The organism is Candidatus Ryanbacteria bacterium CG10_big_fil_rev_8_21_14_0_10_43_42 (genome assembly GCA_002793915.1).
Classification (GTDB): domain Bacteria; phylum Patescibacteriota; class Minisyncoccia; order Ryanbacterales; family 2-02-FULL-48-12; genus 1-14-0-10-43-42.
Window position 1 is genome coordinate 165,368 of sequence record PFEF01000006.1, and the last position, 25,806, is coordinate 191,173.

Sequence of the window (25,806 nt, forward strand, 5' to 3'; positions counted from 1 at the left end):
TATGAGAATTGCAATAAATGGATTTGGTCGTATCGGGCGTGTATTTTTTCGGCAAGCGTTTGGTACGGAAGATATTGATATTGTTGCCATTAACGACCTGGGAGATGAGGAAAACCTTGCGTATCTTTTGCGTTATGACACCACCTATCGCGGATACCATAAATCAGTAAAAGCAGAGAAGGGGAAATTGGTTGTGGATGGGAAAGACGTTGCTTTTTTTCAGGAAAAGGATCCGGCACATCTTCCCTGGAAAGATTTGGATATTGATGTGGTTGTGGAATCGACGGGATTTTTTACCACAACGGAGAAGGCGATGGGACATATCACCGCCGGAGCGGGACGTGTGGTTATTTCAGCGCCGGCAAAGGATGAGGAAACTCCTACCGCTACCCCCAATGTCGGCATTGATACTCTTGTTGAGGGGCGTATTACCTCAAACGCATCGTGTACAACAAACGCAACTACGCCGGTGGTAGCGATTATGATGAAAGAGCCGGGTATTGAGAAAGCGCTTCTTTCCACTATACACGGCTATACATCTACACAATCATTGGTAGATGGACCGGAAGCAAAAGATTATCGCCGTGGCCGCGCGGCGGCGCAAAATATTGTACCGTCATCTACAGGAGCGGCTAAAGCGGTAGAACGGGCAATCCCATTTTTTAAGGAAAAGTTTGATGGTATAGCCGTGCGCGTTCCGATAATAAGCGGATCCATTATCGATTTTACTTTTTTAGCAAAGCGTGATACGTCAGCCGAAGAAATTAATGATATTTTTCGTGCCTCTGCTGGCATGCCGCAATGGCAGGGGATTCTTCGCGTATTAGAGGACCCTGTTGTATCGAGTGATATTATCGGAGAGCCCTATGGTTCTCTTGTAGATACGACGCTTACTCGTGTTGTAGATGGTAATTTGGTAAAAATAATGAGCTGGTATGATAATGAATGGGGATATGCCGCCATGCTTCTTAAGCATGTTCACCAGCTAAAAAATCTTCTGTAATATGAATCAGCACTCGGACATAAAAATTTATTTGGGCGCTGATCATGCCGGTTTTCCGCTTAAAGAACGTATACGGCAGTTTTTGGTCTCCGAAGGATATGCTACCGCTGACATGGGCGCAAATCGTCTTACGCCGGGGGATGATTATCCGGACTATATAGCGCCGGTTGCTAAAAAAGTTTCCGAAGATCCCATCCATGCAAGAGGCATTATCTTGGGAGCTTCCGGTCAGGGAGAAGCCATGATGGCAAATCGGTTTCCTCATGTGCGTGCCGCTGTGTGGTACGGAAAAAACGAACGCATTATCACGCTTTCTCGTGAACATAATGATGCGAATATATTATCTCTTGGCGCACTTTTTGTGCATGACGATGAAGCCGTGCGCGCGGTGGAATTATGGCTCGAAACACCTTTTAGCGGAGACGAACGCCATAAGCGTCGTATTGACAAAATTGATAATATATTATAAAATAAACCCAGAAATCAACAAAAGGAGTGTGCTTATGGGTGTTAGACTTCCAATAATTCTTTTGTTTTTGTTCGGATGTCTTGGAGGCGTTCTCGCGTACAACATAGCCGGATTTTTCGATTTTGGAAGGATGGTTACTGTAATACTCACCTTTTTGGGAGTTTTTTACACCACCATTTTTACCGGTATTTTCATATCTCTCTCTCAAAAAGAGACAGGTAACTTCCGGTAAAATCTAGCTAGAATGATGCTTTCTAAAAAATATATAGGAGGAGTTATGCCTAATATGCCTAAAGAAAAAACAGAAGGATGTTTTTGGGCCTCGGACGCTTCTTCGTGCAATAAGCCCTGTGGTATCGGCAACTTATGGTGTGAGGAGCACGGAGCAATGATTTATGAAGAACGTGTTCGTCGTGGTATGCCGCGTGGACAAGAAAGGGAGGAAGATGATCCTTTGGACGGCGAAAGCTGGCGAAACTAAGAAGCAATAACACTGCTTCTTTTTTATTTCCTTTTTCTTTTTGTATGACATTCCTTATACTAAGCATATGATAGAGATCATACCGGCAATTAATGCCGAGAATTTTCGTGATGTAACAGAGAAGATAAAACGGGTAGAGCCCTATGTACGGTGGGTACATATTGATGTTGCCGACGGCACATTTACGAAAAATATATTGTGGCACAATGCAAAAGATCTTCTTATGCTTAAAACGCCTCTTTTTATCGAAGTACACCTTATGGTTACTGACATTGAAAAAAAGATATCCTCATGGCTTTTGCCCAACGTTCGTCGCGTTATTTTTCATGTGGAAACTGCAAAAGACCCCCGAAGTATTGTGCGTGTATGTCATGCCGCCGATATAGAAGCGGGTATTGCCGTTCATCCGGATACGTCATGGGAGCAATTATTGCCGTATGTAAAAGAGGCAGACATAATACAAACACTTGCTGTTGTTCCGGGGCATGCCGGACAAGTGTTCCAAAAGAAGATTATCAAAAAAATTGAAGGATTACGTCGAATGTGTTCAACATGCCTCATTGAAGTGGATGGTGGTATGAATAAAGAAACCGCCGGACGTGCCATACAGGCGGGAGCTACGCATATTGTAGCGGCTTCAGCAATTTTTAACGGGGGGGATATAGAAAAAAATATCAAAGATCTGCAAAATATATAAACATGTATATACGGACATACATACTATGGAGCATGGGCGTTCTTATATTAGGCGCTGGCATTGCGGCACTTCCCGTAATAGGTATTCAATATGTTGTAAAACCGGCTTCAGTGCTTTTTGATGCCGAAGCGCATGACGATACCGGCGTAGCTTCTTCGAAAGAAGATATCATCAAAATAGCCGATATATCTTTTATGGATGATCGGTCACAAAATACATACGCAACACGCACGCTTGATCCAACTCTCCTTGTGCCGCCGTCTGCGGGGCGGGCCGTTGTTGCCGATCTTTCCGAAATGATGATACGTGTTTTTGAAGACGGAACCGCCATACACGAATATCCCATTCGTTCAAAAGGACGTCCGGGCTCATTATGGGAAACACCCACCGGCGCATATACTATTAAAACAAAGGAGGAAAATCACTACTCTACAATAGGAAATGTTTGGATGCCGCACAGTATGCAGTTTTTCGGCAATTTTTTCATTCACGGTTGGCCGGAGTACGCGAATGGTTCTCCGGTGCCGGAAGGGTTTTCCGGCGGATGTATCCGTCTCTCGAAAGAAGATGCTGAAGCGTTGTTCAAAGAGATGGACATAGGCGTTCCGGTGCTTGTTATAAGCGGTACCGGCACTGGCATAGCGCCTGATCATAATGAGAACACAAATACCGTTTTTTCCTATACCGGAACGGATTCATTTATGCCGCCGCCGTTTCTTTCCGCGCGCTCGGCTTTTGTTGCCGATCTTGAAAATGATTTTGTATTTTTTGAAAAAAATCCGGATGAGGTTCGCGCTATTGCTTCTTTATCCAAACTAATGACGGCACTTGTTTCGCTTGAGGCAATAAACCAATTTAAAACGGTAACCATAACCAATGAAGATGTTGAAATTTATGGTGCCGCCGGAGGACTTAGTGAAGGAGATATATTCGAGGCAGGAGAGTTGTTGTGGCCTCTTTTACTGGCATCGTCTAACGATGCTTCCTACGCCATTGCGCGCACTATGGGGGAACATTGGTTTGTAAGTCTTATGAACGAAAAAGCAAAGAGTCTGGGTCTTACTCATACATCGTTTGAAGAGCCGTCCGGACTAAGTCCCGAAAACACATCAACGGTTATTGATCTGTTTCGCCTGACAAAGCATTTGTGGGAAGATAAACGATCTCTTCTTATTATGACCCAAGAAAGAAACCACGGTGCATGGCGCAATATTCATCCGTTTGCTTCAAAGGATTCATTTCTTGGGGGTAAAACGGGATATATTCCCGAGGCAAAACGAACAATCATAGCCACATTTTTAATTCCTTTTGGCGAATTTGAAGAACGTCCGGTAGCGGTTGTTCTTCTGGGATCGGACGATATTCGGTCTGACGTTGAACGACTTCGTTTATGGGTTAAAAACAATTTTTCTTATTCATACGAAAATGATACGCAGGATAATCAATTTGTTTTATATACGCCCGTAGATGACACACATAATAACGAATCCCTTTCTCTTCTCTTCGGCGGTGATGTTATGTTGGACAGAGGCATTGAAAATATTATAGAAGATCAAAGATATAACTGGATGTATCCTTTTGAACAGGTGGTTCAGGAAACACAACGTGCCGATCTTGCATTTGTAAATTTGGAAGGTCCGGTATCTGACGCGGGACAGGATAGAAAAAATCTGTATTCATTTCGTATGAATCCGGCAAGCATGAATGCTCTTTTAGGTGCGGGTATTGATGTTGTATCTCTTGCAAATAATCACATAGGTGATTTTGGAAGAGAGGCACTGGAAGACACTATGCGTCGTCTGCATAGGGCTCAAATTGCATATACGGGAGCCGCATGGAACAGTACTGAACTGCTTGAACCAACGATACGCATGGTGAAGGGGAGACGCATTGGTTTTCTGGCGTTTACTGATGTAGGTCCCGATTGGCTTTCTGCGGATGACGCTCTTTCTGGTATTGCCATTGCTTCGGCGACATATGTGGAAGATACCGTTCGACAAGCAAGTAAAAAGGTTGATATACTAGTGGTATCGTTCCATTTTGGAAATGAATACGAAGCACGACCAACAAAAAGACAGCAGTTACTTGCTCGAACAGCCATTGATGCGGGAGCACGTATTATTATAGGGCATCATCCTCATACGGTTCAGTCCATTGAAGAATATCGAAATGGCGTTATCGCATACAGTTTGGGAAACTTTATATTCGATCAAAATTTTTCGGAAGAGACATCAGAAGGACTTCTACTTAATGTAGAGCTTACTGGCAATGAAATTACAGCCGTAGTTCCGATACCTATCGGATTTTCGGATACCTTCCAGCCTTTTATTCGATAGTGTTACCGTTTCTTAATATTTTCCCATGCATATATCCGATGATAAAATTCGAGACCTTGAAATAACGGCGAACATGATTCGTCAGTCTGTAATTGAAATGCTAATATGTGCGGAAAGCGGTCATACGGCAGGGCCTTTAGGTATGGCCGATATTTTTACGGCATTATATTTTCATATTCTACGCCATGATCCTAAAAATCCCGATAAGGAGGATCGCGATATTCTCGTGCTTTCCAACGGTCATATTTGTCCCGTGTATTATGCCACGTTGGCACATGCCGGTTATTTTCCAAAAGAGGAGCTGATGACACTTCGGAAAATCGGCACGCGCTTGCAGGGACATCCTCATCGGGGAACATTGCCGGGTATTGAAACCACATCCGGACCGTTAGGGTCGGGACTTTCACAGGCCATTGGTATCGCCTTGGCGCTTAAGATGGATAATAAGCAAAATCAAGTATACTGTCTGCTTGGTGACGGTGAACAGCAGGAAGGGAATGTATGGGAAGCTCTTATGCTTGCCGGAAAACTTCACCTGGATAACCTTACAGCTATTACTGACAGAAATAACATTCAGATAGATGGTATGACGGAAGACATAATGCCCATGGAACCGCTTAGGGAAAAATATGAAGCATTTAATTGGCATGTTCTTGATATTGATGGACATAATTTTCCCGCTATTGTGGGCAGTGTAGAAGAAGCGCGTGCCATTTATGAGCGTCCCGTTATGATTATCGCGCATACTATTCCCGGACGCGGTATTCCGGAAATTGAATTTGATTATCGCTGGCACGGTAATCCTCCCGGAAAAGGACCGGATGATATTATCCCAAAGGAAGATCAGGGAAAACGATTTTTAGAAGAACTTCGTACGCTGGGAGGTAAAATAAAAAGTGAACACGAATAATATTATTTCTTATGCCCCTTAATACAGCCGTACAATTAGCTCCCAATATACTTGATCCCAAAAAAGTTGAACGCATACCGCTCCGTGCCGGATTTGGTGAAGGACTTATTCAGATAGCAGATGAAAACCCTCACGTGGTTGGTTTATGTGCCGATCTTACTGGATCTACTAAAATGGATGCATTTGCCAAAAAGTATCCGGAGCGTTTTATTCAAATAGGTGTTGCGGAACAAAATTTGGCAACGGTAGCATCCGGACTCGCAAAAATGGGAAAAATTCCTTATTTTTCTTCATATGCCATGTTTTCTCCCGGACGTAATTGGGAGCAAATTCGTACTACTATTTGCTACAATGATGTTCATGCCATTTTAGTGGGTTCTCATGCCGGCATATCGGTAGGCCCTGACGGCGCTACGCACCAGGCCATTGAAGATATCGCCATTACTCGTGTTATTCCCAATATGTCTGTTATTGTACCTGCTGATGCCCATGAGGCACGAAAAGCTACTATGGCGGTGGCCGGGCTTTCGGGTGGTGTGTACCTTCGTCTTGCTCGTGAAAAAACACCGATAATGACTATGCCGGAAACGGCATTCGAAATCGGGAAAGCATATTATATATGGCAGTCGGCAAAAGAAAAACCGGATGTAGCCCTTATTGCCGCCGGCCCCCTTCTCCATAATGCTCTTTTAGTGGCACAAGAGTTGGAGCAGAAAGGAATCGGTGTTACGGTAGTTAATAATCATACAGTCAAACCTCTTGATAATGATACTATAATAGAAGCCGCAAAAAATGCCGGCGCAGTGGTTACCATAGAAGAACATCAAATAGCGGGAGGAATGGGAGGAGCTGTAGCGGAATGTTTAGCGGCGCATTATCCGGTTCCTATGGAGTTTATCGGTGTTCGTGATCGATTTGGAGAATCGGGAGAACCGGATGAACTATTAGAGCATTTTGGTATGGGAACGCATGATATCATAAAAGCCGTTAAAAAAGTCCTTAAACGCAAATAATAAAGAGTTGTCACACAATCATATGCGTACTTTCTTTCTCATTGCTTTTTTAATCGTAGCACTGGCATCCGTTGTTCCGATTTTATCAAATAATTCAGCATCATCGGCGTCGGTGCTTATCGGTATCCAGGAAGAAATTTCCATCATACTCAAGAAAATTTTTCAATTGCAAAAAGATTTAGATTTTCTGAAAGCTCAAAAACCCGAAGTGGAAGTATATGTAGCTCCACCTGCTGATATTGAAGAACCTGCGGTGAATGTGCGTACAGACTATATACCTCTTGTCAGTCATAATCTTCAAGAGGGACTTGTTGTTTTGTATAAATTCAGTGTTACTGCCGGGCCGGACCGCCCGGAAGTAATTGATACGTTTACCTTTGTTATAGAAAAACAGGATATTTCCCTAAAACGTCTCGAGTTATATGCCTTTGCCGACAGTGAATTTACGACAAGCGCATTTACTACAAATCCTGCCGGAAAATATACGGCGTCCCTTGACGATGAACGAAAGACTGTTCGTATTACGATAACAAACGGCGAAGGTACACCGGCAAAAATTCCGGCGGGAGAAACATACTATTTTGAACTGCGCGGTATATCTGCCGGTAAAAATATTTCCGCAAGAATCACCACTATCCTTGAAGGATTTGCCGCGGAAATTCTAGAATAACAGCTTATATTTTATTCATGGAGCAATTTGATTTTATAGCCATAGGAGACGTTGTGACAGATGCATTTATTAAATTGGAAGATGCGGGAGCTTCCGTTGATGAGGAGCGCAATCTTCTCTGCATGAAATTTAAGGATAAAATACCGTATCATGACGTAACGATTGTACCAGCCGTGGGAAATGCCGCTAATGCCGCTGTTTCGGCGGCTCGTTTAGGACTTAAAACCGCTTTTATTTCTGATGTGGGAGCTGATGATTGGGGAAGAGAATGTCTTGATACTTTGAAAAAGAATAAGGTTGATACGCAATTTGTGGCATCGCATGAAGGAGAAAAAACAAACTATCATTATGTTTTGTGGTATGGCGATGAACGTACTATTTTGGTAAAGCATGAAAAATACGACTACGTGCTTCCTGGTTTTGGTGAACCGAAATGGGTATATTTTTCCTCCATGAGCGAAAATGCCCTTCCTTTTCATGATGCTTTAGTGGAGTATTTAAACATACATCCCAATGTAAAACTCGCATTCCAGCCCGGTACCTATCAAATGAAATTTGGAAAGGATCGTTTGTCGGAAATATACAAGCGTTCTGATTTTTTTGTCTGCAATAAGGAGGAGGCGGAACGCATTTTGGAAACGGAAGAGCGTGATATAAAAAAACTGTTGGAGATGATGCATAAAGTGGGCCCGCGGCTTGTTGTTATCACTGATGGAAAAAATGGTGCTTATACATATGACGGAGCGGAGATGTGGAGTATGCCGCTCTACCCGGATCCCAAGCCTCCGGTAGACCGCACGGGAGCCGGGGACGCATTTTCGTCCACTTTGGCGGCATTTCTTGCTACGGGGATGAGTACCGATGAAGCGCTTCGGCGCGCACCTATTAATTCCATGTCGGTGGTGCAATATGTCGGTGCCCAGGAAGGACTTCTTTCAAAGGAGCGTTTGGAAGAGTTTCTTGCAAATGCTCCTCGTGATTATGTACCGAAACAATTATAGTATTTGATAACGTTTTTATTCTTTATTTTTACCATGCTTACACTACAGGAAATTTTACGTCATACGCGAACGGAACAACACGCTATTGGCCACTTTAACATTTCAAATTTAGATATGTTCCGCGGCATTATGGAAGGAGCGAAGGCGGTAAATGCATCTGCTGTCATGATTGGAACATCAGAAGGGGAGGCCGCATTTATCGGGCGTCGGCAGGCGTTGGCACTCACGGAAAGTATGCGAGACGAGTACGGTATTATAATATATCTGAATGCGGACCATCATAAAAGTGTGGCGGCCGCAAAAGAAGCGATTGATGCCGGGTATACTTCCATACATATAGATCTTTCAAAAGAACCATATGAAAAAAATCTTGCCGGTGTAAAGGAAGTTGTTGATTACGCCAAATCGAAAAATCCGGCTATATCTGTAGAGGGTGAATTGGGATATTTACCAACGGATTCTTCAAAAATATATGACGAAACAGTTTCTATTCCGGAAGGAAGTTTGACACAACCGGAAGAAGCCGCTGTTTTCGTAAAAGAAACAGGTATCGATCGCTTTGCCGCCGCTATAGGAAATCTGCATGGCATTGCCGCTAATGAACCGCAACTTGATTTTGAACGCATTAAAGCCATTAAAGATGCGTTGCCGGAAGACGTAGCGCTTGTTCTGCATGGCGGATCCGGTATACCGCTTGGACATATTAAAGAAGCCATTGCGCTCGGTATGAATAATGTGCATGTTTCCACAGAGCTTCGTGTGGCATATATAACAACACTTAGGAAAGCCTTTGCGGAAAATGAAGAAGAAACAACACCTTATAAATTATTTCCTCCCGGCATAGAGGCGATAAAGAATATAGTAAAAGAAAAAATTACCCTGTTTACGGGAAAATAGGATACTTGCCGCGCATTGCGCATTGTGCTACAATATTCCTCATGGCTGAACTCATAGCAACATCTCGAAAAGAATTAGGAAAAAAATCATGTCGTGTACGCGCGGCAGGGTTTGTTCCTGCTGTTTTATATGGATATGGTACCAAACCACAGCCTCTTTCCGTAGAAAGTCATGTATTTGAAAAGACATGGCGCCGGGAGGGTGAATCTTCCGTTATTACCCTTGTGATAGAGGGCGACAAATCTTATAACGTACTTATCCAAGATGTGGCACTTCACCCTATACACGACAACCCCATTCATATAGACTTCTATGCCGTTCAAATGAATAAACCTATTGACGCCATGGTGGCACTCTCTTTTACGGGTGAGTCAGATGCCTTAAAAACATTGGGAGGTGTCCTAGTGCGTGTAATTCAGGAAGTGGAGGTACGTGCTTTACCTAAAGACTTACCTCACGAAATAGAAATTCCTCTCAAATCACTCCGCACATTCGAAGATCAGATACTTATTAAAGATATACCGATGCCTTCAGGTGTTGAAATCCTTACCGACGGCGAACAAGTTGTTGCTCTGGTAGAAGCACCGCGTTCTGACGAAGATCTTGCGGCGCTTGATGAAATGCCGGCCGGTACATCCGTTGAAGATATCGAAGTTACCGGTAAAAAACCGGAAGAGTCTTCTGAAGAAGATACGGAGAATAAATAATAATACAATAAATGCACAAAAAAACTCCCCTTAAGGGAAGTTTTTTTGTGCTAGCGAGTAAGACTATTTAGAATATCTATTTGATCTTGATATGTTTCTACTTTGGCAAGTACTTGATTGGCATACGATCGCCCTAAATAAGAATCCCAATTACCTCCCGCAAAATAACGGGCAGCCGCTTTAAATTCATTTGAAACCGCGCCATTATCGCGAAGAAGAAGAGCGGATGCCGTAAAGGCATCCTTGGGATTCCAAGGATTTGCGGGTGTGTTTCCGGTAATACGAGATACGGCATCTTTGTATAATACCCAAGTAGATGGAATAAATTGAGCCGGTCCCATAGCGCCTCCCCAACCAACACGATTTCCGCTTGAATCACGCATAGGACAGGAAACAGGCATTTGATTAGGATCAAGTCCCAGTTCGTTTATAACCTGTAAAAACGGTCCGTCGTCTCGTCCGGGTTTCATGACGTTTTGCCATTTGTATTTCGGTGGATCATCGACTAAATTACACTGCCCAATATTTCTTCCCAGTTCTGATTCTTGTGCAATAATTCCCAGGATAAATGCGGCTCGCACACCAGTACCGACAGATGCCGCTTCTGCATGAGCAAGTGCCTGCTCAAAGGGAATAGCGGGAGACCCTTGCAGTAAAAATAGCTGACTGCGAATATCCGCGGCACGACGTTTCTTTTCATCAGCGAGTTTCTGATAATTTGACTGCTCACCCCGCGTTACAGTAAGGATATTTTGTTTTTCTTGCTCTTTTTGCTGTTGTATGCGCTTTTCAATTTCCTGTAACGCACGAAGTTCCGTTTGCTCTTGTTTTTCTCCCAGCAAATCTTCTTTTACCTGTTCTTCCGTAATAATATTCGTTCGCAGTTCGTGAAAGGATGTTTGAATAGCAAACTGTAAAGAATCAATAGTATCAAGTTCCACAAAAAAATCGGAAAGTTCATCATATCCTAACAGCATTTCCACCACCGATGTATCATCATACTCATACAACGTACGCATGGCCTCCTTAAGGGAATCTCGTTCCGCATTTATTTTACGTCCCATTTCTTCTATGGAACGATTTTTTTCCTCTATGGTTGAAGAGATTTCCCCGATAGCCAAATCACGCCTACGTACCTCAAGTTGTGCTTTTTTGACTTGAGCATCAATAATGGCTATATCTCTTTCCAAAGAAGCCGCTTCACTTCGTTTTCCGTCAATAAGGATATTAAACCCGTTAATCTGACTTTCTAATGCATTAAGTTCTGTTTTGAGAGCGTTTCGCTGTGCCTCAACAAGCTCGCTCGCAGGTTGCGCCAGAAGTCTTATCGGAAAGGATCCCAAAATACTTAATCCCAGAGTAATATATAATAATCGAAATATAATATTCATATGTTCCTTAAGTATACCGAATTTATAATTTTTTCACTATCCACACATGATAAGATGCTTGACGACTTTAGTCTGATGAATGGGAATTGGGGGAGGATGCAGTAAAATGGGAACATTGACTTATTTTCTCATATCCGTATCATATAGATACTAATCTATATGATACGGATATGAACTCTGTTAAAAAATCATGCGTATCGTGTTTTAAAACTCTTGCGGAACGAACACGCCTTCGTATTCTTAAGGAATTACAAGAACATGGGGCGCGTAATGTAACGGAACTCACTCGCATGCTCGGAATAACACAACCAACGGTGTCACATCATTTGGATGTCTTGTTTAAAAACAGCATAGTCGAGAAAAAACAGGAAGGGAAACACATCTACTATACGTATAATAATAATTATCCTTGCCGAAGTTGCGGTATTTTTTCGGCGTCCATACGAATATAAACAATGAAGTATTATGAAAAAAAGGAGAATCTATCTTGATTATGCCGCCGCAACACCGCTTAATCCCTCGACCTTAAGATCAATGTTGCCATTCTTAAAAAATGCATATGGAAATCCATCTTCTATTCATGAGGAAGGACGCATTGCAAAAAAGGCCATCATGAAAGCGCGGGCAGATGTTGCCCGCATATTGCATGTGCATGATGATGAGATCATATTCACCGGATCAGGTACGGAATCGGTCGCTCTTGCTATACACGGTATTCTTACGCTGTTCCCCAAAAAACATATCATAACAAGTACTATAGAACACCCCGCCGCTTTGGAGAATATTCGTATGTTTGAACAAAAAAACTATCCTGTTTCTTATGTTTCCGTAAGCAAAGAAGGAACGATACATATGGAAGATATTAAAAAAAGTATACGTCCCGAAACTGTTTTTATATCCATAATGTATGCTAATAACGAAATTGGCAGTGTTCAACCCATAAAAGACATCGCAAAAATAGTAAAAAACGAACGTATGCGCCGGCTTAATAACAATGAAACACTCCCCGTATGGCTTCATACCGACGCTTGTCAGGCCGCAGGATATCTCGATATAAATATACTGCGCTTGCATACCGATCTTTTTACTCTTAACGGATCAAAGATATACGGACCGAAGGGTGTTGGTGTTTTATATAAAAGCAGGGAAGTGTCATTTAATCCGTTCTGGAAGGGTGGCGGACAAGAAAACACCTTGCGAAGCGGAACTGAAAACGTAGCCGGCATTGTCGGTATTGCTCATGCTCTTACGGAGATTGAAAAAAATAAGGAAAAAGAGGTACGCCGTCTTTCCATACTTCAAGATTATTTTATAAAAACAATTACACAAAAAATCCCCGAGGCACGCATAACGCTGTCTTCTATAGAAAAAGGGGGGAAATTGCCGCACATAGTGCATGTAATGTTTCCGAATAGAAACGGGGAAATATTGGCTATATATCTTGATAATGAAGGAATTGCCGTATCTTCTCAGTCAGCATGTGCTACTACCACAGACCATCCGTCTCATGTTATGATTGGGTTAGGAAGATCAGAAAAAGAGGCACGGGAAAGTATTCGCTTTTCTTTTGGAAAATATACCACAAAAAAAGATATAGACTGCGTGCTACGCGCTCTTTCTCGTATTCTTGTTTTGCTTGAGAAAATGCCGTCCGATACGCTTGTCAAATAAAAAATAATTCAGCAATAATATTAAATGAATCCCGAAAAAAAAATAGGTAAATTGTTTGTTGATCGCGCGCTTTGCATCGGAGCCGCGAGTTGTGTGGCAGTGGCGCCGGACGTATTTGAACTTGACGAAGAGAATAAGGCGGTAGTAAAGAACGCCAAGGGTGCCGATACCGAAACCATTATTTTGGCGGCAAAATCATGCCCTACGCGTGCCATATTTGTATACGATGAAAATGGAGAACAAATATATCCTTAAATTACAGCCTCTATAACTATTTACCGCTTATACATTAACTTATAGTACTATGAGAGAAGTAAAACCGCTTGCTTACAAAGAATTAGACGGCATATCCGAAAAACAACTCGCGGAACATCATAATGTTTTATATGCCGGTTATGTAAAGAAAACGACTGAAATTGAAGAGAAAATAAAAACAGCCGATACATCAGCGGCGAATGGCGTATATAGTGAGTTTGGGGAACTGAAACGAGAAGAAACTTTTGCCGTAAATGGCGTTAAATTACATGAGGGGTATTTCGATAATATGATACCAAATGGGTCAAATATATCGGGACCCATAAAAACGCTTATTGAAAGAGATTTTGGATCATATGATGCATGGGAAAAAGAATTTAAAGCAACTGGCATAGCCGGACGCGGTTGGGCAGTTCTCGGATATGATCTTGATGAAAAAAAACTTCGTACCGTTCTCTGCGATGCTCATAATCATGGGGGGGTCTGGAATATGGTAGCTCTTCTGATTATGGATATTTACGAGCATGCTTACTTTATCGACTACGGTACGGCTCGAAAAACATATATTGAATCATTCTTCAAAAATATTAACTGGGAACATGTAAACGGCCTTTTGGAGAAATACGGCATATAAACCGATAGGACTATAAAAAGAAAAATAGTATTGACATAATTAATAAACATCAGTAAAATAAAACATATCAATGCGCGTATTACCGCATGTCACATTAGGCTTATATGGAAGATTTAACTAAAGCACAACTTATCTGGCTTGTCCTTTTGGTAAGCTTTGTAACATCTTTAAGCACGGTAACAGTTACAGTGTCTCTTCTTGAGGCTATGCCTTCGAAACCCTCTTCGCAAACAATTCTTCAACGTGTTGTGGATCGAGTTACAACACCCACCCAACATACCGACGCTTCTTCCGAAAAAGATACCATAGTCGTAGTTTCCGAAGAGGATCGTGTAGTAGCTGTGGTGGAGGAAGCGTCTCCCGCCGTCGTAAGCATTATAGCTACACGTGATCTTCCAAGCTTTGAGCATGTTTTAATAGATCCGTTTAGCGATTTATTTTCAAATTTTAATCCGGAAATAAAAGAACAAGAAATAGGTCGTGGATCAGGGTTTATTACATCTTCCGATGGCACCATTATTACCAACCGGCACGTTGTCGCCGATACGGAAGCAGCTTATACGGTAATTCTCAACAACGGAGCATCTTATCATGCTACCGTCATGGCACGTGACCCAATCCATGATATCGCCATTCTTAACATAGACGCTCAAAATCTTCCGTTTATTTCTTTGGGAAATTCTTCCGATATAAAAATTGGGCAAAGCATTATTGCGATTGGTAATGCGTTGGGGCAATTCCAAAATACCGTATCAGTAGGTGTTATTTCCGGCACCGGACGAACCGTAACCGCTAATGGCGGCATTAACGGTCCTTCCGATCTTCAGCGTGTTATTCAGACGGATGCGGCCATAAATCCGGGAAATTCCGGCGGCCCCCTCCTCAATCTCCGCGGAGAAGTAATCGGTATTAACACTGCTATTATTACAGGGGCCGAAAATATAAGTTTCGCCGTGCCATCAAATCTCATCACGCGTGATATTGCACAAGTAGAAAAATATGGTCGTATTACCTATGCATTTCTCGGTATCCGTTATCGTATTGTAACGGATGCTCTTGCGGAAGAACAAAACTTACCGGCAACGGAGGGCGCACTCATTATATCGGGAAATACATCTGAACCAGCTATTGTTTCCGGATCTCCCGCGGCGGATGCCGGTCTTCGGGAGGGAGATATTATTACGGAAATTAACGGTATTGCGCTTACTCAAGCTCACCATTTAGCTGAACGCATCCAGGAAAGCACCGTAGGAGAAACTATAACGCTTTCAGTATTAAGGGGAACTCAAAATCTTCAATTTTCCGTAACGCTTGATGAATTACCCGACTAACCATATTGATAACATAATCATACACCATGACTCCATTTCATAATTTCACCGTAAAAGCACAGGAAGCATTAAAGCGGGCTCACGAACTCGCTATTGAACGTGGACATAACCAAATTGATGCGCTCCATCTTCTAACAGCTCTTCTTCTTCAGGAAGAGGGTATTGTTATGTCTATGCTGGATCGTATGGAAATTGACGTTCAACTTCTTCTTGATTCCGTGTTTGATAAATTAAACGGTAATATGCGTGCTGAAGTACTCGCGCCAACGCCTCAAATCTATCTGACACAGGATTTGGCACGCATATTGGAAGAATCACACAAACTGGCGGCCAGCCTGAAGGATGAATTTATATCAACAGAGCATTTGTTTTTGGCTCTTATCGAAGTTCCATCACGTGCTCACGATGTTCTTGCCAAGTTTCGCATCGAAAAGGATGCCGTTATGCATATTCTTACCGAAATACGCGGATCACAAACAATAACGGACATGGAACCGGAAGCGAAATACCAGGCGCTTGAAAAATATGCCCGCAACTTAACGCGCCTTGCACGCGAAGAAAAACTTGATCCGGTAATTGGGCGAGAAGAAGAGATTCGGCGCGTTATGCAGATTTTGTCGCGCCGCACAAAGAACAACCCGGTACTTATCGGTGAGCCCGGTGTCGGAAAAACAGCCATCGTAGAAGGACTTGCTGAACGTATTGTTGCGGGAGATGTTCCGGAAAGTCTAAAGGATAAGGAACTTATATCGCTTGATTTAGGGGCTCTTGTTGCCGGAACAAAATATCGCGGTGAATTCGAAGAACGTCTTAAGGCGGTCCTGAAAGAAATTGATCGGGCGGCGGGAAATATCCTTTTGTTTATCGATGAGCTTCACACTATTGTCGGTGCCGGTGCCGCTGAAGGCGCCATTGATGCATCTAATATGCTAAAACCGGCCCTTGCACGAGGGGAACTGCATGCCGTTGGTGCTACTACCATTAAGGAGTATCAAAAATATATTGAAAAAGATGCCGCTTTAGCACGCCGCTTTCAACCGGTGTATGTAGAAGAACCTTCCGTAGAAGATGCCGTTGCTATTATGCGTGGTCTTAAAGAAAAATACGAACTTCATCACGGTGTACGTATTTCGGACGACTCCCTTATTGCCGCCGTACAGCTTTCAGCGCGTTATCTTAGCGACCGTTTTCTACCCGATAAAGCTATCGACCTGGTGGATGAGGCAGCTTCTTCATTGCGGCTTGAAATCGATTCGATGCCGAAGGATCTTGATCGTTCTCGTAGAGAAATTATGCGGCTTGAAATCGAAAAAGAAGCATTACATCGCGAAACAGAGGGGAATAATCGGCAAAAAGTCCGTAAAATTCAAAAACAGATTGAGGATGTACGGGAAAAAACCGAAGGTCTTGAGCTTGCATGGAAAAATGAAAAAGATGCTATTTCGAATATCCGCGGTATGAAAAAAAATCTGGACAATCTTCGACAGGAATCGGATATGGCGGAACGGGAAGGAAATTTAGCACATGTTGCTGAAATCCGCTACGGCCGCATACCGGCTCTTGAGAAAAATATCAAACAAGAAGAAATAAAACTTCGTAAATTACAATCCTCCCGTAAAATTCTTAAAGAGCGTGTTGACGAAGAAGACATCGCCGAAGTTATTTCTCGCTGGACCGGCATTCCGGTAACACGCATGCTCGAAGAGGAAGCGCAAAAGCTTCTTAAAATGGAAAGTGTTCTTAAAAATCGTGTAGTGGGACAAGATGATGCCATTATAAAAGTAGCTCAGGCCATCCGCCGTTCCCGAGCGGGTATTGCAGAAGAAGATCGTCCGGTGGGATCTTTTATGTTCTTAGGTCCTACCGGAGTGGGGAAAACAGAGCTCGCACGCACTCTTGCCGGATTTATGTTTAACGATGAACGCGCACTTATTCGAGTGGATATGTCGGAATACATGGAACGCCATACGGTTTCCAAATTTATCGGCTCTCCCCCCGGTTATGTGGGTCATGAAGAGGGTGGACAGCTTACGGAACTCATTCGTCATAGGCCTTATTCCGTCGTTTTATTCGATGAAATTGAAAAGGCGCATCCGGAAGTATTTAACATCATGCTTCAAATTTTGGACAACGGCCGTCTTACCGATGCCAAGGGGCGTCATGTAAATTTCAAAAATACCGTTATCATTATGACATCAAACATCGGATCAGAGTTTGTACGGGAAATGGAGCGCTTGGGATTCTCCGCTGACGGAGAAGATACCAACGAACGCAGGGAAGATGACCTAAAAGGAAAAATCCGAGAATCTCTGGAACGTAATTTTCGTCCGGAATTTCTTAATCGTCTGGATGAAATTATCATCTTTGACAGTTTATCCCAGGATGTTCTAAGTGAAATTGTAAAAATTCAGTTAATCCGTGTCGTAAAACGATTGGAAGACAAGCAGATTGCATTAAAGGTAAGTACGGAAGCGCGCAAATTCTTGGCTCGAGAGGGATATGATCCAAATTACGGAGCGCGTCCCTTAAAGCGACTGATTGAGAGTCAGATACTAAATCCGCTCGCCGAACTTATTGTGGCGCGAAAAGTGGAAAAGGGATCAACTATCCATGTGGACGTAAAAGACAATAAGCTCATACTTGAATCAACGGTAAAGCCAAAAAAACGATCCCGTGTGACAACTAAGAAATCCCTTTCCGCTTCAGCGTAGCAAAGTCGTTATTTTTACCGAACACAAAAATCCCGCCCTATACACCGGCGGGATTTTTGTGTACAATATACTCACGTTAAAAATCAACATAGCCCTATATTACAATTAGCTATGTTGTATACGGCAATATATAAGTTATCATGGGTCGGTGGCGGAGCGGTCAATGCCTAGCCGTTCGACATGCTCCCGGCATGTCTTACTCTAGCGGTATTGCCTACGAAGTATCTCATAATAAATTGGGTCGGTGGCGGAGCGGTCAATCGCACTAGACTGTAAATCTAGCGGCTATATGCCTACGCAGGTTCGAATCCTGCCCGGCCCACACAATACGCCGTCGTAGCTCAGTTGGTAGAGCGTCGCCATGGTAAGGCGAAGGTCATCGGTTCAATCCCGATCGACGGCTCCAGAGAGATATTGTAAAAGTATTATATCTGTGTTATAAATCGTCCACAAACTAACACATCACTATGCCACAGCCAAATCTTATCAAACTTCAATGCACAACGTGCAAACGAATCAACTACTGGACTCGCAAAAATAAGAAAAAGGTAGAGCGAAAACTTGATCTTTCGAAATTTTGCAAATGGGATCGCGCACGCACACCTCACAAAGAAATTAAGAAATAATTTTAAAGGGAGCATACCTGCTCCCTTTAAAATTACAAAAATTCCTATATACTTTATATAGTAACGTAGCTTAATGTAATGGGGGTATAGTTCAATGGCAGAATTCTGGTCTCCAAAACCAGCGATCTTGGTTCGAATCCAAGTACCCCCGCACAAAGACGTGCAATTCTTATATTGACTTTTCTTTTAATTTAGCTTACGGTGCATTCGATACAACCTTTAAAAAGGGAGGTGTTCTTATGCAATTGCCGGAAAATAAAGATTTCGTTTTTACGATTTTTGATGATCCCGACAATCAAACACTGGAACATAAAGATGTATATACATTTCTCACTGACATAGGCATGCGAACCACTAAAGGTATCTGGCCTCTTAGTGCTGATGATGCTGAAATACAGACTCGGTGGGGAAGCAGTTGTCAAAATACCGCGTATCTTAATCACGCCCTTCAACTTCAAAATGAGGGATTTGAAATTGCTCTTCACAACGTTGCGTGCGTATCATCTCTTCGTGAAAAGGTAATTCGTGGACTTGAAGAATTTCATTCCCTGTTTGGTCACTATCCGTATAGTATGGCTAATCACAGCGGGTGTCGGGATTCTCTGTATTGGGGAGATGCCCGCATTGCAGGCATGCGTAAGATTATTTACCGACTTCTCACATTAAACAAAAATCATCGCAAATTTCAGGGTCACATGAATATGAGTCCTTACTTTTGGGGTGATTATTGCTATGAAAAAATAACGTATGTGCGAAGCTTTGTGTTTTCCAGTATTAATCTCGCAAGTGTATGCCGAAAAATTCCCTATAAAGATCCTCTAAGGACAAGTATACCGTATTGGTTTCCGTCATCAGAGGGCGCAAATGTTAACTCATTTAACAAAATGATAAGTGAAGCCAATCAAGATCGTTTAGCGGAAGAACGCGGTGTATGTATCATGTATACGCATTTTGCGGGCGGTTTTATGGAAAACGGAAAATTACATGCGCAGTTTAAGAAACGCATGACGCGTCTTTCAAAAATGAACGGGTGGTTTGTGCCGGTACATGAACTACTCGACCATCTTCTGGCACAACAGCCTGTTTCCATAATAACACCAAAAGAACAAAGAAAAATGGAATGGGTATGGTTGCTCGATAAAATACTTCGTACCCGCGGGACAAGTTAACGAGATTATGGGGAGATGTCTAATGATCACATGTGAACGGGTGAGTGAGGTTAACGAGGCATTCAGAGAGTATTTAACATTATTTCAAACACCGGTGTGGCTGAAATTCATAAAAAATACTCAAGGAGCAGATCCCGTTATAATCGCTCTTATGCAGGACGGGTGCATTGCCGGATACTTTATAGGGTGTATGGTAAAAAAATTTGGCATACGTATTCTTGGAAGTCCTTTTCCGGGCTGGACAACCGGTTATATGGGATTTTGCCTATCAAATGCCATATCGCCGGAAAAAGCTCTATTTGCTGTTACGGATTATGCATTCCATAAACTTGGGTGTATGCATATAGAGATTATGGACAAGGACATAAACCTCTCGCAATTTTACGCTATTTCCAAAAAGTATCCTTTATCTCACAGGATATTTGGGACGTTTGAGATCGACCTTACTCAATCGCCGGATATTCTTCTTGGAAAAATGAATCAGAATCGCCGGCGCAACTTGAAAGCGGCTAAAAAAAACGGCATAACCATAGAAGAAGCACCTATGGACACGAGTTTTGTCCGGGATTATCACGATAACCTTATAGCTGTTTTCAAAAAACAGCACAGCACCCCCACATACGATGAAAAGCGTGTTAAAGCCTTGATTGATACTCTAGGTAGTTTCGAATTACTTCTATTGCTTAGGATATATAATAGGGATAGGGTATGTATTGCAACCGGTATATTTCCGGCATGGAATTCCATTGCATACTTTTGGGGTGGCGCCAGTATTCCCGCATATAATTATCTACGGCCAAATGAATCCATGCATTGGTACGCTATGATGTACTGGAAGACGCACGGCATGCGAATTTATAATATGGGTGGTGGCGGTGAATATAAGAAAAAGTACGGAGGGACGACAATTGAAACACCGTGGGTAAGAATTTCACGCTATAAACCCATATTGTTTCTTCGTACGTACGCGGAGAAGCTTCATAAATCGTTATTAAAAATACCATACATCGCCGCGTAATTATTATGCGCGGTGATTTTTATTTTACATATATAATGGAAATATACGACAATAACCATATGGAAAACAATATGGTTATAATGTAGTATGTATATTATCCCATGCAACTTGCCGATGATCTTATAGAAAAAGGTGTTTTAAAAACACCTCGTATTATCGATGCATTCCGTACCATAAAACGGCGGGATTTTATGCCGAATGATTTGCGTCCTCTTGCCGGTATAGATGAAGCTTTTCCCATAGGAAATGATCAAACCATCTCACAACCCTATACCGTAACTCTCATGCTTGAACTTTTAGACCCAAGACCCGGTGAAATTATCATGGATGTGGGGTACGGTTCCGGATGGCAAACAGCGCTTCTTGCTCATTGTGTGGGAAAGGAGGGGAAGGTACACGCTATTGAACGCATAAAAAATCTTTGCATATTCGGCAAAAAAAATCTGGAAAATTATTCTTCTCATTGGGGAAAACAGACCGTACATCTGCACTGCAGAGATGCAAAAGACGGACTTCCTCTGGAGGCAAAACGATACGGCGGATTTGATAAAATCATCGCCGCCGCCGCCGCTCCTTCCGTTCCGCATAACTGGGAAAAACAACTCGCCGTTGGAGGAAAAATCGTCATGCCCATTGATCATTCTCTTTGGGTATTTACAAAAAAGAAAGACGGATCATTTAAAAAGGAGGAATATCCCGGATTTGCATTCGTTCCTCTCGTAACAGAAAAAACCATTCGCACATTACCTACGGGAAATATATTTTTAAACACAATCGCCGCTCTTCTTATGGCAGTGCTTGTCTTATTCGTGTATGGTATTTCTCCTCCCTCCGCCCCCTATCCGCAAGAAATTACCATCCCCGGTGGTTCTACCGCCCGTCAGGTTTCGCGCATACTGACAGAAAAGCATATCGTGCGTTTCGAAAACGTATTCCTCTTGCATCTTTTCTTCCGGGGGGATTTGAGCCGTATTCAGGCGGGCGTGTATCTTTTCGAAAAACCACGGTCTTCATTGTCGGTTTCCCGTGTGCTGGTAAGTCCTCCGTTTCGGCGTATTTTAACCGTACGTGTCCCGGAAAGCTCCACACTGCGCGGTATTGCTCTTAGCTTGGAGGAAGCCGGTTTGTTTTCCCGGGAAGAATTTTGGCGCACGGCAGGCAGACCACCGGAAGATAACATGCTGGCGGATACCTATACTTCTCTTTCGCATGTTTCCGATCTTGTAAAGCAGTTTTCCTTTTTGAACACAAAACCCCTGCAAGCAACTCTTGAAGGATATTTATTTCCCGATACGTACGATTTTTTTGATGATGCCACACCACCGGAAATAACATTTAAAATGCTTCAAAATTTTGAAACACGTCTCCGCGAAGAAGGTTTATTTGAAGAGATAGAAGCACAAGGACGCACGCTTCATGAGGTTCTTACGTTCGCATCTCTTCTTGAAAAAGAAGCCATTACCTATGAAGACAAACGCATTATTGCGGGAATCATTAACAACCGCTTACAGGCAAATATTCCGCTTCAGCTTGATGCATCCCTCATGTACGTTACCGGAAGAGGGAGCAGTCTTCTTACAAAAGACGATCTTGCCCTTAAATCTCCCTATAATACCTATGTAATAAAAGGTCTTCCGGCAGGTCCCATAGCAAATCCGGGCATCGCCTCCATTAAAGCCGCTCTACACCCTGAAGAAACACCTTATTTTTACTACCTTTCGGACAACAATCTTACCATACATTACAGTCGAACTTTTGAGGAACATAAACAAAAAAAAGCTTTATATATTCCCTGATTCTCAAGTATCCCTCCTTGGAAATATATTTCTCACGTGATAGACTGTCGACGATGCATTATGGTAAAAAATCAAAAAAAGTATATGTAGCCATGAGCGGCGGCGTTGATTCTTCCGTAGCGGCTTTACTGCTTAAAAAGCAAGGATACGATGTCTACGGAGTATTCATGAAAGAATGGATACCACCCGATATAGTCTGTACATCCGCCGATGATCGCATTATGGCATCCCGCGTAGCGGCTTTTTTAGGCATACCCTTTACCGTATGGGATTTTAGCGATGCGTATGAAAAAAAGGTGGCGCATTATATGCTTCTCGAATATAAAAAAGGACGCACGCCAAACCCTGATATTATGTGCAATAAAGAGATAAAATTTAAAATGTTTCTTAATCGCGCCCTTAAAGAAGGGGCGGATTTCATAGCAACCGGACATTACATTAAAAAACGGAGAACAGAGGATAAAGAATTACAAAATTCCATCTATAGTCTTTTTGAAGCGGAGGATAAAAATAAAGATCAAACATATTTCCTCTGGACTCTTACGCAAAAAGAACTTATGCATAGTCTTTTTCCTATTGGGGAATACACGAAAAACACCGTACGCGCACTGGCGAAAAAAGCAAAATTGCCTTCATGGGACAAAAAAGATTCCCAAGGCGTATGTTTTGTAGGACAATTTGATTTCGCGGAATTTTTACGCATGCGTATACCGCAAAAACAAGGAGATGTGTTAAATGAAACCGGAAATATTATTGGCACGCATGACGGTACTGCGTTTTATACCATCGGTCAAAGACATGGTTTTAATATTTCAGTCGAAGAAGGAGGCATGGATAAAAAACCATTATATGTTTCGACAAAAGATATGAAACGCAACACCATAACCGTCGTTGAAAACCATAATTCATTGCTTGCAAAAAAAGAACTTACCGTATCCAATATAAACTGGATAACGGAAAAGCATCCCAAACTTCCGCTTTCATGTCTTGCGCGTATTCGCTACCGGCAACCCTTGCAGGACGCAACTCTACAAGTATTACATAAAGATAATACGGGGCAGAAAATTGAAAGCTATTATGTAACATTTAAAAAACCGCAAAAAGCCGTAACTCCCGGTCAATCAATCGTATTCTACGCAAACGGAGGAGAGATGATTGGTGGCGGTATTATTGCCGGCCTGTAAACACTTTATACTTAAAACATTATACCGTATACTGTTTTTATGACTTCCGATGAAATTCGAAAACGGTTCTTGGACTTTTTTGAGAAACGAGGACACACTATTGTGCCGTCGGCGCCTTTAGTGCCGGAAAATGATCCTTCCGTTCTTTTTAATACCGCCGGTATGCAACCACTCGTGCCATACCTTATGGGATTACCGCATCCTACCGGCAGTAGAAGAATTGCCAATACGCAAAAATGTATCCGTACCGTTGATATTGAAGAAGTGGGTGATAATACCCATCTTACATTTTTTGAGATGCTCGGTAATTGGTCGCTAGGGGATTATTTTAAAAAAGAAGCGATTGAATGGAGTTATGAATTTCTGACATCCAAAGATGACGGCCTGGCACTTGATCCAAAACGTCTCTATGTAACCGTTTTTGAGGGAAACGAGACAGCACCCGCAGACACAGAAGCATATGCTATATGGGAAAATATTTTTGAACGAGAAAATCTTGACCCCAAAAAAAGAATATTTTATATGGACGCAAAATCAAATTGGTGGAGTCCGGGAGAACAAGGCCCGTGTGGTCCGGATAGTGAAATGTTCTATGATCTTACAGGAAATCTTACCGGGGGTCTTTCCAAAAAAGAATTTATTGCCGCTGATGCAAAGCAAGAATTAGTGGAGATATGGAATGACGTATTTATGGAGTATGAAAAAAAGGATGGCGCTATCGTTGGCAAATTAAAAAATAAAAATGTTGATACCGGATCCGGATTTGAGCGCGTTGTTGCTGTGGTACAGAAAAAACACCATGTGTACGATACTGATCTGTTTCTACCCGTCATTACGCACATAAAAAACCATGCTCTTCATTCCGATACGACACATGAACGTATTATCGCAGACCACATGCGAGCAAGCGTTTTTATCATGGGAGACGGAGTTGCGCCCTCAAATACCGACAGAGGATACATCTTAAGACGGCTTTTGCGGCGCAGTATTCGCCGTGCCGACATACTGGGCATACCTCCATATACTCTTTCTTCCCTTATTCCGGTAATTCTACAAAAATATAATGATGCATATCCTGCCTTGAAGATGAAAGAACACGACATAGAAAAGGGAGTGCGGGAAGAAGAAACAAAATTTAGGCAGACATTGGAAAGAGGCCTGAAGGAATTTGAAAAATATAAAAAGCATACCATATCGGGATCGGACGCATTCACCTTGTTTTCCACGTATGGATTTCCCCTGGAACTTATTGAGGAAATAGCAAAGGAAAAAGAAATTACGGTTGATAAAAAAGGATTTTATGAAGAAATGAAACATCATCAGCATATCTCCCGTACAAGTTCAACCGGTAAATTTAAGGGAGGACTTGCCAATATGAATGAGAAAACAACCATGCTTCATACGGCAACTCATCTTATGCTTGCGGCACTCCGCGCCTACTTAGGGCCGGACGTTCATCAGGCAGGATCAAATATCAATGAAGAACGCGCACGATTTGATTTTACATATCCGAAAAAGGTAGAACGCGATATTCTTGATAAGGTGGAAGACTACGTTAATTCCGCCATACAAAAAAAATGTCCCATGACAACAAAAATAGTTCCGAAAGAAGAAGCTCGGCAAACCGGTGTCGAAGGAAGTTTTTGGGAAAAATATCCTGACGATGTAACGGTATACAGCATCATATGTAGCGACGACACCGTATACTCCAAAGAGTTATGCGGCGGCCCTCATGTAAAAAACACCGGAGACATTATTGGTGTGTTCAAAATTAAAAAGGAAGAAGCATCATCCGCCGGAATACGCAGAATTCGCGCTGTGTTAGAATAAAATTCA

The 25,806-nt window shown here is 42.4% G+C and carries 24 protein-coding genes, 3 tRNA genes and 1 pseudogene; 27 read left to right on the forward strand and 1 reads right to left on the reverse strand.

The window, feature by feature from the left end:
- Position 1: 1 nt before the first annotated feature.
- The 12 genes from gap (at position 2) to COU90_03335 (ending at position 10,184) form a co-directional block, all read left to right on the forward strand.
- Positions 2-1,003, forward strand: a complete 1,002-nt coding sequence (gene gap, locus COU90_03280; protein ID PJE64444.1) for a type I glyceraldehyde-3-phosphate dehydrogenase — start codon at positions 2-4, stop codon at positions 1,001-1,003.
- 19 nt (positions 1,004-1,022) lie between these two features.
- Positions 1,023-1,472 (forward strand): ribose-5-phosphate isomerase, encoded by a 450-nt coding sequence (locus tag COU90_03285; protein ID PJE64488.1) that lies wholly within the window; start codon positions 1,023-1,025, stop codon positions 1,470-1,472.
- A gap of 34 nt (positions 1,473-1,506) precedes the next feature.
- The gene (locus COU90_03290; protein PJE64445.1) at positions 1,507-1,704 is read left to right on the forward strand and encodes a hypothetical protein; all 198 of its coding nucleotides are present in this window, start codon (positions 1,507-1,509) and stop codon (positions 1,702-1,704) included.
- 12 nt (positions 1,705-1,716) lie between these two features.
- Positions 1,717-1,953: a hypothetical protein gene (locus COU90_03295; protein ID PJE64446.1), complete on the forward strand. Its 237-nt coding sequence runs from the start codon at positions 1,717-1,719 to the stop codon at positions 1,951-1,953.
- 67 nt (positions 1,954-2,020) lie between these two features.
- Positions 2,021-2,650 (forward strand): hypothetical protein, encoded by a 630-nt coding sequence (locus COU90_03300; GenBank protein ID PJE64447.1) that lies wholly within the window; start codon positions 2,021-2,023, stop codon positions 2,648-2,650.
- Between the two features lie 2 nt (positions 2,651-2,652).
- On the forward strand, positions 2,653-4,986 hold the full coding sequence (locus tag COU90_03305) for a hypothetical protein (protein PJE64448.1): 2,334 nt from the start codon (positions 2,653-2,655) through the stop codon (positions 4,984-4,986).
- Positions 4,987-5,011: 25 nt separating this feature from the next.
- Complete coding sequence (locus tag COU90_03310) at positions 5,012-5,896, forward strand: transketolase (protein PJE64449.1); 885 nt, start codon at positions 5,012-5,014, stop codon at positions 5,894-5,896.
- Positions 5,897-5,907: 11 nt separating this feature from the next.
- On the forward strand, positions 5,908-6,909 hold the full coding sequence (locus tag COU90_03315; GenBank protein PJE64450.1) for a transketolase: 1,002 nt from the start codon (positions 5,908-5,910) through the stop codon (positions 6,907-6,909).
- A gap of 22 nt (positions 6,910-6,931) precedes the next feature.
- The gene (locus tag COU90_03320) at positions 6,932-7,579 is read left to right on the forward strand and encodes a hypothetical protein (GenBank protein ID PJE64451.1); all 648 of its coding nucleotides are present in this window, start codon (positions 6,932-6,934) and stop codon (positions 7,577-7,579) included.
- Positions 7,580-7,596: 17 nt separating this feature from the next.
- Entirely contained in the window at positions 7,597-8,580 is a 984-nt protein-coding gene (locus COU90_03325; protein PJE64452.1) for a hypothetical protein, read from the forward strand.
- Between the two features lie 33 nt (positions 8,581-8,613).
- Positions 8,614-9,477 carry a tagatose-bisphosphate aldolase gene (locus tag COU90_03330; protein PJE64453.1) on the forward strand — a complete coding sequence of 288 codons (864 nt, stop codon included), beginning with the start codon at positions 8,614-8,616 and terminating at the stop codon, positions 9,475-9,477.
- 41 nt (positions 9,478-9,518) lie between these two features.
- Positions 9,519-10,184, forward strand: a complete 666-nt coding sequence (locus tag COU90_03335; GenBank protein PJE64454.1) for a 50S ribosomal protein L25 — start codon at positions 9,519-9,521, stop codon at positions 10,182-10,184.
- A gap of 50 nt (positions 10,185-10,234) precedes the next feature.
- Here the strand turns inward: COU90_03335 and COU90_03340 are convergent, their stop codons facing one another.
- Positions 10,235-11,575, reverse strand: coding sequence for a hypothetical protein (locus COU90_03340; protein PJE64455.1), 1,341 nt, complete (start codon positions 11,573-11,575; stop codon positions 10,235-10,237).
- Between the two features lie 170 nt (positions 11,576-11,745).
- On the opposite strand from COU90_03340, the gene COU90_03345 reads away from it, so the two are divergent.
- From COU90_03345 to COU90_03415, 15 genes and pseudogenes are all read left to right on the forward strand, one after another.
- A complete protein-coding gene (locus tag COU90_03345; protein PJE64456.1) occupies positions 11,746-12,027 on the forward strand; it encodes a hypothetical protein in 282 nt (93 codons plus the stop codon).
- 13 nt (positions 12,028-12,040) lie between these two features.
- Positions 12,041-13,246 (forward strand): cysteine desulfurase NifS, encoded by a 1,206-nt coding sequence (locus tag COU90_03350; protein PJE64457.1) that lies wholly within the window; start codon positions 12,041-12,043, stop codon positions 13,244-13,246.
- A 24-nt stretch (positions 13,247-13,270) separates the two neighbouring features.
- Complete coding sequence (locus tag COU90_03355; protein ID PJE64458.1) at positions 13,271-13,501, forward strand: ferredoxin; 231 nt, start codon at positions 13,271-13,273, stop codon at positions 13,499-13,501.
- Positions 13,502-13,550: 49 nt separating this feature from the next.
- Positions 13,551-14,135 (forward strand): superoxide dismutase, encoded by a 585-nt coding sequence (locus COU90_03360; GenBank protein ID PJE64459.1) that lies wholly within the window; start codon positions 13,551-13,553, stop codon positions 14,133-14,135.
- 104 nt (positions 14,136-14,239) lie between these two features.
- On the forward strand, positions 14,240-15,466 hold the full coding sequence (locus COU90_03365; GenBank protein ID PJE64460.1) for a hypothetical protein: 1,227 nt from the start codon (positions 14,240-14,242) through the stop codon (positions 15,464-15,466).
- Between the two features lie 26 nt (positions 15,467-15,492).
- A complete protein-coding gene (gene clpB, locus COU90_03370) occupies positions 15,493-18,177 on the forward strand; it encodes an ATP-dependent chaperone ClpB (protein ID PJE64461.1) in 2,685 nt (894 codons plus the stop codon).
- A gap of 238 nt (positions 18,178-18,415) precedes the next feature.
- Positions 18,416-18,499, forward strand: a tRNA-Tyr gene (locus COU90_03375).
- Positions 18,500-18,507: 8 nt separating this feature from the next.
- Positions 18,508-18,583, forward strand: a tRNA-Thr gene (locus tag COU90_03380).
- 61 nt (positions 18,584-18,644) lie between these two features.
- The gene (rpmG, locus tag COU90_03385; protein ID PJE64462.1) at positions 18,645-18,803 is read left to right on the forward strand and encodes a 50S ribosomal protein L33; all 159 of its coding nucleotides are present in this window, start codon (positions 18,645-18,647) and stop codon (positions 18,801-18,803) included.
- 80 nt (positions 18,804-18,883) lie between these two features.
- Positions 18,884-18,954 (forward strand) — tRNA-Trp (locus tag COU90_03390).
- A gap of 88 nt (positions 18,955-19,042) precedes the next feature.
- Positions 19,043-19,972 (forward strand): hypothetical protein, encoded by a 930-nt coding sequence (locus COU90_03395; protein PJE64463.1) that lies wholly within the window; start codon positions 19,043-19,045, stop codon positions 19,970-19,972.
- 7 nt (positions 19,973-19,979) lie between these two features.
- Complete coding sequence (locus COU90_03400; protein ID PJE64464.1) at positions 19,980-20,990, forward strand: amino-acid racemase; 1,011 nt, start codon at positions 19,980-19,982, stop codon at positions 20,988-20,990.
- 101 nt (positions 20,991-21,091) lie between these two features.
- Positions 21,092-21,718 (forward strand): annotated as a pseudogene (locus COU90_03405) (protein-L-isoaspartate O-methyltransferase).
- Between the two features lie 1,121 nt (positions 21,719-22,839).
- Complete coding sequence (locus COU90_03410) at positions 22,840-23,970, forward strand: tRNA 2-thiouridine(34) synthase MnmA (protein ID PJE64465.1); 1,131 nt, start codon at positions 22,840-22,842, stop codon at positions 23,968-23,970.
- A gap of 39 nt (positions 23,971-24,009) precedes the next feature.
- The gene (locus tag COU90_03415; protein ID PJE64466.1) at positions 24,010-25,800 is read left to right on the forward strand and encodes an alanine--tRNA ligase; all 1,791 of its coding nucleotides are present in this window, start codon (positions 24,010-24,012) and stop codon (positions 25,798-25,800) included.
- The last annotated feature ends 6 nt before the right edge of the window (positions 25,801-25,806 follow it).